Annotated in this window: 10 protein-coding genes and 1 other annotated feature; of the genes, 9 read left to right on the top strand and 1 reads right to left on the bottom strand. The window is 31.9% G+C overall.

The window, feature by feature from the left end; genetic code table 11:
• Both LJD34_RS15025 and LJD34_RS15020 read left to right on the top strand, forming a co-directional pair.
• The coding region (locus tag LJD34_RS15025; RefSeq protein WP_227360282.1) for a hypothetical protein at nt 1–895 on the top strand (895 nt) is incomplete at its 5' end.
• Nucleotides 896–1,017: 122 nt separating this feature from the next.
• Nucleotides 1,018–1,875, top strand: a complete 858-nt coding sequence (locus LJD34_RS15020; protein WP_227360281.1) for a YitT family protein — start codon at nt 1,018–1,020, stop codon at nt 1,873–1,875.
• A gap of 23 nt (nt 1,876–1,898) precedes the next feature.
• On the opposite strand, the gene LJD34_RS15015 is transcribed toward LJD34_RS15020, so the two are convergent.
• The gene (locus LJD34_RS15015; RefSeq protein ID WP_032089406.1) at nt 1,899–2,198 is read right to left on the bottom strand and encodes a rhodanese-like domain-containing protein; all 300 of its coding nucleotides are present in this window, start codon (nt 2,196–2,198) and stop codon (nt 1,899–1,901) included.
• Between the two features lie 84 nt (nt 2,199–2,282).
• On the opposite strand from LJD34_RS15015, the gene LJD34_RS15010 reads away from it, so the two are divergent.
• The 7 genes from LJD34_RS15010 (at nt 2,283) to LJD34_RS14980 (ending at nt 7,423) form a co-directional block, all read left to right on the top strand.
• Nucleotides 2,283–3,467, top strand: coding sequence for a phosphoglycerate kinase (locus tag LJD34_RS15010; RefSeq protein WP_022002408.1), 1,185 nt, complete (start codon nt 2,283–2,285; stop codon nt 3,465–3,467).
• A gap of 20 nt (nt 3,468–3,487) precedes the next feature.
• The gene (tpiA, locus tag LJD34_RS15005; RefSeq protein WP_032089405.1) at nt 3,488–4,231 is read left to right on the top strand and encodes a triose-phosphate isomerase; all 744 of its coding nucleotides are present in this window, start codon (nt 3,488–3,490) and stop codon (nt 4,229–4,231) included.
• Nucleotides 4,232–4,447: 216 nt separating this feature from the next.
• A complete protein-coding gene (gene rplK / locus LJD34_RS15000; RefSeq protein WP_022002410.1) occupies nt 4,448–4,870 on the top strand; it encodes a 50S ribosomal protein L11 in 423 nt (140 codons plus the stop codon).
• Between the two features lie 48 nt (nt 4,871–4,918).
• Nucleotides 4,919–5,605 (top strand): 50S ribosomal protein L1, encoded by a 687-nt coding sequence (gene rplA / locus LJD34_RS14995; RefSeq protein WP_022002411.1) that lies wholly within the window; start codon nt 4,919–4,921, stop codon nt 5,603–5,605.
• Between the two features lie 9 nt (nt 5,606–5,614).
• Nucleotides 5,615–5,732: a sequence feature (ribosomal protein L10 leader region), on the top strand.
• A 40-nt stretch (nt 5,733–5,772) separates the two neighbouring features.
• Entirely contained in the window at nt 5,773–6,327 is a 555-nt protein-coding gene (rplJ, locus tag LJD34_RS14990; protein WP_032089404.1) for a 50S ribosomal protein L10, read from the top strand.
• A 29-nt stretch (nt 6,328–6,356) separates the two neighbouring features.
• Nucleotides 6,357–6,728, top strand: a complete 372-nt coding sequence (rplL, locus tag LJD34_RS14985) for a 50S ribosomal protein L7/L12 (protein ID WP_022002413.1) — start codon at nt 6,357–6,359, stop codon at nt 6,726–6,728.
• A gap of 65 nt (nt 6,729–6,793) precedes the next feature.
• Nucleotides 6,794–7,423: a class I SAM-dependent methyltransferase gene (locus LJD34_RS14980; protein WP_256187681.1), complete on the top strand. Its 630-nt coding sequence runs from the start codon at nt 6,794–6,796 to the stop codon at nt 7,421–7,423.
• Nucleotides 7,424–7,506 lie beyond the last annotated feature (83 nt).

Below are 7,506 nucleotides of genomic sequence, written 5' to 3'. Positions count from 1 at the left end.
TAATAAAGTTACATTTCAAGATGTCTTAGAAAATCATATTGAAAAAGTAAATACCCGAATAGAATCATTGCAATATATAAAAAACATGTGTGAAGATTTAAAAGAGAAGAATATCCCATTATTAGATCAAGTAATTGAAGACAATCAAATAGGGAATGAAAAAGTTAAGAAAAAAGACTTAAAGAAAGTATTTGATTATTTTAAGAAAGATCAAACAGTAGTTATTGGTTATAAGTCGATACCAAGAAGTCTGTTAGGCGTTAGTGTTTTATCTTTATTTATATCTGGAATTTTTGGAATTTTAATTGGTTTAGCATTTCCTAATATGATTTCTTATGTGAACGAACAAACGCGAAGTTCAGTACAACATTTTCAAATACCTTTTTATAAAGCATCAGCGAAACTCATTATTTTTTCTATGTGTATTTCATTTATTATTCTTTTGATTATATTTGTTATTTGTGAAACTAAATTAGAATATGTTGAATTAACAGATAATAAGATTTCAATTTGTAGTTATCACTATCAAAGTAGAAAATCTATTTTAAAAAGCTTGATAACTAAAAAAGAAAATAATGAAAATAAGGAATATAGTTGGCAGGATTTAAGAAGAGTAAAGATAGGTCTCTATTTTGAAAAAGGTGGCGCATGGCATCAAGGATTACATACACTTTATGTGATGCAATTTAGTTTTATCTTTCAAGATGGATTTGAATTTATCATTGATATGGGAAAATCAGTTGAGGAAAATCCTAAAATGGCTTATCAAATATTAAGAAATAAGAATATTGATATTCAAGCAAGTGATGAAGTAATTGATTTTTTTGAACAAAATGAATTAAAGTTGTATGATTTTTTTGAAAATATTTATCATAAAAATGGAAAGAATAGATAAGAGGATTAGATGTGAATTTAATCCTTTTTCTTTGTTAATAAATTAACTTTATTTTTTTATAATTGCATGTTGTAAATTGTTTCTAAAAGAGTACAATGTAGTGGAATTTAGGGAGAAAGATCATGAAAAAGATAAAAAAAAGAGATTTAATTAGTTTTACCTGTGTATTTTGTTCTTCATTGATTATGGCTGCTACAACTAAAACATTTGTAAGACCAGCGCACTTATTGTCAGGTGGGTTTATGGGTATTGCCTTACTTGTAGATATGATTGCTGATTTATTTGGAAAATCAATTCCAACAGCATTCACTTTAGTTGTTTTAAATGTACCTGTTGCGCTTATTTGTGCCAAGAAAATATCAAAACGATTTGTATTCTTTTCATTATTACAAGTCTTTTTAACATCATTTTTATTACAAATTATTCCAAATTATCCATTATTTGATGAACAAGTTTTAAATGTTGTATTTGGTGGATATATTTGGGGAATGAGTATTGTACTTGCTTTAAAAGCGGGTGCTTCTTCAGGTGGTACAGATTTTATTGCTTTGTATTTTGCTAATAAAAATGGACGAGAAATCTGGATGCAAGTTTTTGCTTTTAATGCTATGATTTTATGTGTTTTTGGAGTTATTTTTGGATTTGATAAAGCAGGGTATTCTATTTTGTTCCAATTTATCTCAACAAAAACAATTTCTACTTTCCATACACGATATAAACGTGTTATGTTACACATCTATACTGTAAAAAAAGACGAAGTGGTGGATACTTATTTAGAAAAATTTCATCATGGGATCACTGCTTTAGATGGTTATGGAGGATATTCACATCATCCTGTAAGCTATTTAACAGCAATTGTTTCAAGTTATGAAGTCGGAGATGTTTTAGAAGCTTTAAAGGAAACTGATCCAAAGATTATTGTTTCTGTAACTAAAGTTGAAAACTTTATTGGACGTTTTTATAATAAACCATTGGATTAACGAGTATACACCCGTTAATTTTTTTATGTCTTTTGATGCAAAATAGAATAGAATCCACCTTCAATACTGTAAGCATCATAACCTTGTTGACATAAATCATCTGCTAGTTTTTTTGATTTAGCTCCACTATAACAGATAAGAATAAGTGGTTCTTTTTTAGAAAAATGATACTGATTGAGATTGAACTTTTCATAGGGAATATTTGTGAATTTTGTTAGATGAATTTTCTTATACTCATAGGGATCTCTTAAATCGACAAATTGATAATCATTCTCTAACATAGATGGGATTTTTTGGATAGGGATTACATTCGTATTTTTCATATTTTTCACCTCATAATATAATATGAAATTAATTGAAAACAATGATTATAGATGATATAATTCAGCCATGGAGGAATTATAAAAATGGATAAGAAAACAATTAGAGATATTGAAGTCGCTGGAAAAACTGTTTTAGTTCGTGTTGACTTCAACGTACCAAGAAGTAAAGAAACAGGAGAAATCACTAATGATAATCGTATTGTTGCTGCATTACCAACAATCAAATATTTATTAGAACAATCTCCAAAAGCTATCGTTTTATTCTCTCACTTAGGTAAAGTGAAAACTGAAGAAGACAAAGCTAAAAACAATTTAGCTGTTGTTGCTCCTAGATTAGCTGAATTATTAGGTAGAGATGTAAAATTCGTAGATTGCACTCGTGGTGCTGAATTAGAAGAAGCTGTTAAAAACGCTGAAAATGGACAAGTTATCTTAGTTCAAAACACTCGTTATGAAGCTGGAGAAAGTAAAAATGATCCTGAATTAGGAAAATACTGGGCTTCATTAGGTGATGTATTTGTTGAAGATGCATTCGGTTCAGTTCATAGAGCTCATGCTTCTACAGCTGGAATCCCTGCTCATTTACCATCAGCAGCTGGTTTCTTAGTAGAAAAAGAAATCAACTACATTGGAAAAGCTGTAAGTAATCCAGAAAGACCAATGGTTGCTATCTTAGGTGGAGCTAAAGTTTCTGATAAAATCTTAGTTATCGAAAACTTATTAAAAATTGCTGACAAAGTTATCGTTGGTGGAGGTATGTGCTATACTTTCGCTAAAGCTCAAGGTCATTCAATCGGTAACTCTTTAGTTGAAGATGATAGAATTGACGTAGCTAAAGATATCTTAGCTAAAGCTGGAGATAAATTAATCTTACCAGTTGATTCTGTAATCAATACTGCATTTGCTGCAGAAGGTGATATTAAAGTTTGTGGTGAAGATGTACCTGATGGATACATGGGATTAGACATCGGACCTAAATCTGTAGAAAACATCAAAGCTGCTTTAGCTGGTGCTAAAACAGTTGTATGGAATGGACCTATGGGTGTATTCGAAATGGAACCATTCGCTAAAGGAACAATCGCTGTATGTGAAGCTTTAGCTGGTTTAGAAGGTGCTAACACTATCATTGGTGGTGGAGATAGCGCTGCTGCAGTAATGCAACTTGGATATGCTGATAAAGTTTCTCACATCTCAACTGGTGGTGGAGCTTCATTAGAATATATGGAAGGTAAAGTTCTTCCAGGTATCGCTGCAATTGATGATAAATAATAAGGAAGGTATTTGTAATCATGAGAAAACCAATTATCGTAGGAAACTGGAAAATGAATAAAACAATCGCTGCTACAAAAGCATTCGTAGAAGCTGTTGATCCAGAAGTAACTGATAAAGCTGACTGGGGAATTGCTACTCCATACTTAGCTTTACAAACTGCAAAAGCAGGAGCTAAAAATTTAATCGTAGCTGCTGAAAACGTACACTTCAAAGATAGCGGAGCTTATACTGGTGAAGTATCTGTTGAAATGTTAAAAGAAATCGGAGTTGAATGGGTTATCTTAGGTCACTCTGAAAGAAGACAATATTTTGGGGAAACTGATGAAACAGTTAACGCTAAAATGCTTCAAGTTCTTAAAAATGATATGACTCCAATCGTATGTGTTGGTGAAACATTAGAACAATATGAAGCTGGAACTACTAAAGATGTTGTTAAAACTCAAGTAGTTGCTGCTTACAAAGATGTTTGTCCTAAATGTGCTGCTAGAAGCGTTATCGCTTACGAACCAGTATGGGCTATCGGAACTGGAAAAACTGCTACAAACGAAATCGCTCAAGATGTTTGTGGATATATCCGTTCAGTAGTTGCTGAATTATACGGACAAGAAGTTGCTGATCAAGTAAGAATTCAATATGGTGGATCTGTTAAACCTGAAGGTTTAAAAGCATTATTAGAACAACCTGATATTGATGGTGCTTTAGTTGGTGGAGCTTCATTAGTTGAAGATTCATACAAAGCAATGATCGCTGCTTTAGACTAATTGTTGTTTAAACTCTAGGAAAATTCCTAGAGTTTTTCTTTTTTTTAAATTTATTTGATAAAATGCAAAAAAATATAAAAAAGTATTGCATTTATCAAGAGATAATGGTAAATTAGTTGTCGACGCAATAGGTTAATTGCGCATTCATTGTTGTGTGGAAGGGTAACACCCATTTGACCACAACACGGACAAATTTTTACAAGGAGGAAATGTCGCGTGAGTAAGAAAGTTGTTAGAGTTATGAAAATTCAATTCAAAGCAGGGCAAGCTAAACCTGGTCCAGCATTAGCAGGTGCAGGTATCCAAATGCCTAAATTCTGTACTGCTTTCAATGATCAAACTAAAGATCGTATGGGAGAAACAGTACCAGTTGTCTTAACAGTATATGAAGACAAAGATTTCAGCTTTGTATTAAAAACTGCTCCAGCTTCAGAAATGATTAAAAAAGCTTTAGGAGTACAAAAAGGTTCTAGTAATGCAGGAACAACTACTGTAGGAACATTATCAGCTGACAAATTAAAAGAAATCGCTGAATACAAAATGCCTGACTTAAATGCTTATGATTTAGATGCTGCAATGAAAATCGTTGCTGGTACAGCTAAAAACATGGGTGTTAAAGTTGAAGGAATCGATGCGTAAGCATCACGTGGAAGGATAATCCGTTATAACCACTAAGGAGGAAATTAAATGGCAAAGAAAAGTAAAAGATATACAGAAGCAGCTGCATTAATTGAAAATGGAAAACTTTATTCAGCTGAAGAAGCTATTGAATTAGTTAAAAAAACAAGTAATGTAAAATTCGATGCAAGTGTCGATGTTGCTTTCAATTTAGGATTAGATGTTAGACAAGCAGATCAACAATTACGTGGAGCTGTTGTATTACCACACGGAACTGGTAAAACTAAAAAAGTTTTAGTTGTAGCTGAAGGAGAAAAAGCTCAAGAAGCTAAAGATGCTGGTGCAGATATCGTTGCTGGTAAAGAAATTTTAGAAGACATCAAAAAAGGATGGTTAGATTTCGAAGTTATGATCGCTACTCCTAACATGATGGCTGAATTAGGTAAATTAGGTCGTATCTTAGGACCTAAAGGTTTAATGCCTAACCCAAAAACTGGAACAGTAACTATGGATGTTGCTAAAGCAGTTCAAGAAACAAAAGCTGGTAAAGTAACTTACCGTACTGATAAAGAAGGTAATGTTCATTTACCAATCGGTAGAGTATCATTTGATGATGCTAAATTAGTTGAAAACTTCAACACAATTTATGATTTAATCGTAAGATTAAAACCAACATCAGCTAAAGGTACTTATATTAAAAATATTGCAGTTTCATCAACTATGGGACCTGCAATCAAAGTTCAAACTACTAAATAGTTTGTAAAAAATGTCGCAATCAATATACCGTAGACAGTAACTGGGAAACCTTAATTTGTTACCGAGGTGTTGAGTTTATGAAGAACTTGAACTCCTATCTACGTATGGGAGTTTTAAATATAGCGCGTATATTGTTGCATATATAAAAATTTATAGGAGGTGTAGCAATGTCAGTAGAAGCAATCAATGCGAAAAAAGTCGTTGTTGAAGAAATCACTGGTAAATTTAATGATTCACAATCTGCTGTAGTAGTAGAATATCGTGGATTATCAGTAGCAGAAGTCACTGAATTACGTAAAGCATTACGTGAAGAAGATGTTGAATTCAAAGTTTACAAAAACAAATTAGTTCAAAGAGCTACTGAAAGCGCTGGATATGCTGAAATCAATGATAAATTAGTAGGTCCAAACGCTATTGCATTCGGTCATAGTGATGCCGTTGCACCTGCAAGAATTTTAGCTAACTTTGCTAAAGATCATGAAGCTTTAGTAATCAAAGCTGGAATTGTTGAAGGAAAAGTATTAGAAGTAGAAGAAATTAATGAAATTGCTAAATTACCTGGACGTGAAGGAATGTACTCAATGTTACTTGGTATGTTACAAGCACCAGTTAGCAAATTCGCTAGAGTTGTAAAAGCTGTAGCAGATGCAAGAGAAGAAAATGGTGGAGAAGCACCAGTTGAAGCACCTGCTGAAGAAAAAGTAGAAGAAGCTGCTGAATAAGCAGAATTGATGAAAAGGAGAATATAAACATGGCAAAATTAACACATGAAGATATCTTAGCTTACTTAGAAGAAGCTACTATTTTAGAATTAAATGATTTAGTAAAAGCAATCGAAGAAAAATTTGATGTAACTGCTGCTGCACCAGTTGCTGTAGCTGCTGCTGCTGATGCTGGAGCTGCTGCTGAACCTACAGAAGTTAACGTAACATTAACTGAAGTTGGTGGAACTAAAGTTGCTGTAATCAAAGCTGTAAGAGAAATCACTGGATTAGGATTAGTTGATGCTAAAGGATTAGTTGACAAAGCACCTTCAGTAATCAAAGAAAAAGTATCTGCTGATGAAGCTAAAGAAATCAAAGAAAAATTAGAAGCTGCTGGAGCTACAGTAGAAGTTAAATAATTATAACTTTGATTTAAAAGAAGGATCTTACGATTCTTCTTTTTTTATTGGTTAAAATTCTATTTATTTGTATAATAAAGAAAAAGGAAATAGAGGAAATACAAATGAAACATTATTTTACAGATAATACTGATTTAAAAAGTGAACAATCACAATTTATTTTTAGATTTCATAAATATGATCTTTTATTTACAAGTGATAATGGTGTTTTTTCTAAAAGCATGATAGATTATGGATCACGTGTTTTATTAGACAATATCGAAATTACAAATGAAAAAACACTTCTTGATGTAGGATGTGGCTATGGAACTTTCGGAATATGTCTTAATAAAGTTTATTCACATTTAAATGTGGATATGGTCGATGTCAATGATCGTGCACTTGAACTTGCCAAATTAAATGCTAAAAATAATAATATTCATGCAAATATTTATAAAAGCTTTATTTATGAAAATGTTCAAGGAAGTTATGATGTGATCGTAACAAATCCACCAGTAAGAGCGGGTAAAGAAGTTGTAACTACAATTTTACAAGAATCAATTGAACATCTTAATGAAAATGGAAGTTTATGGGTTATTTTACAAAAGAAACAAGGCGCTCCTTCGGCTAAAAAGAAAATGGAAGAAGTTTTTGGGAATTGTGAAATTGTTAAAAGAGATAAGGGATATTACTTGTTACATAGTGTAAAAAGATAATATTTCTTTTTTTTATTTTTTATTTTTTGCTAAAGTGAAAAGTTAAATTCCACTTTAAAAAAATGAAAAATAAAAGTAGAATT

Source organism: Faecalibacillus sp. MSK20_93, from assembly GCF_020589945.1.
GTDB classification, from domain to species: Bacteria; Bacillota_I; Bacilli_A; order Erysipelotrichales; family Coprobacillaceae; genus Faecalibacillus; species Faecalibacillus intestinalis.
Note: the sequence above shows the minus strand (reverse complement) of the source record. Positions and strands in the feature narration are given on the sequence as shown.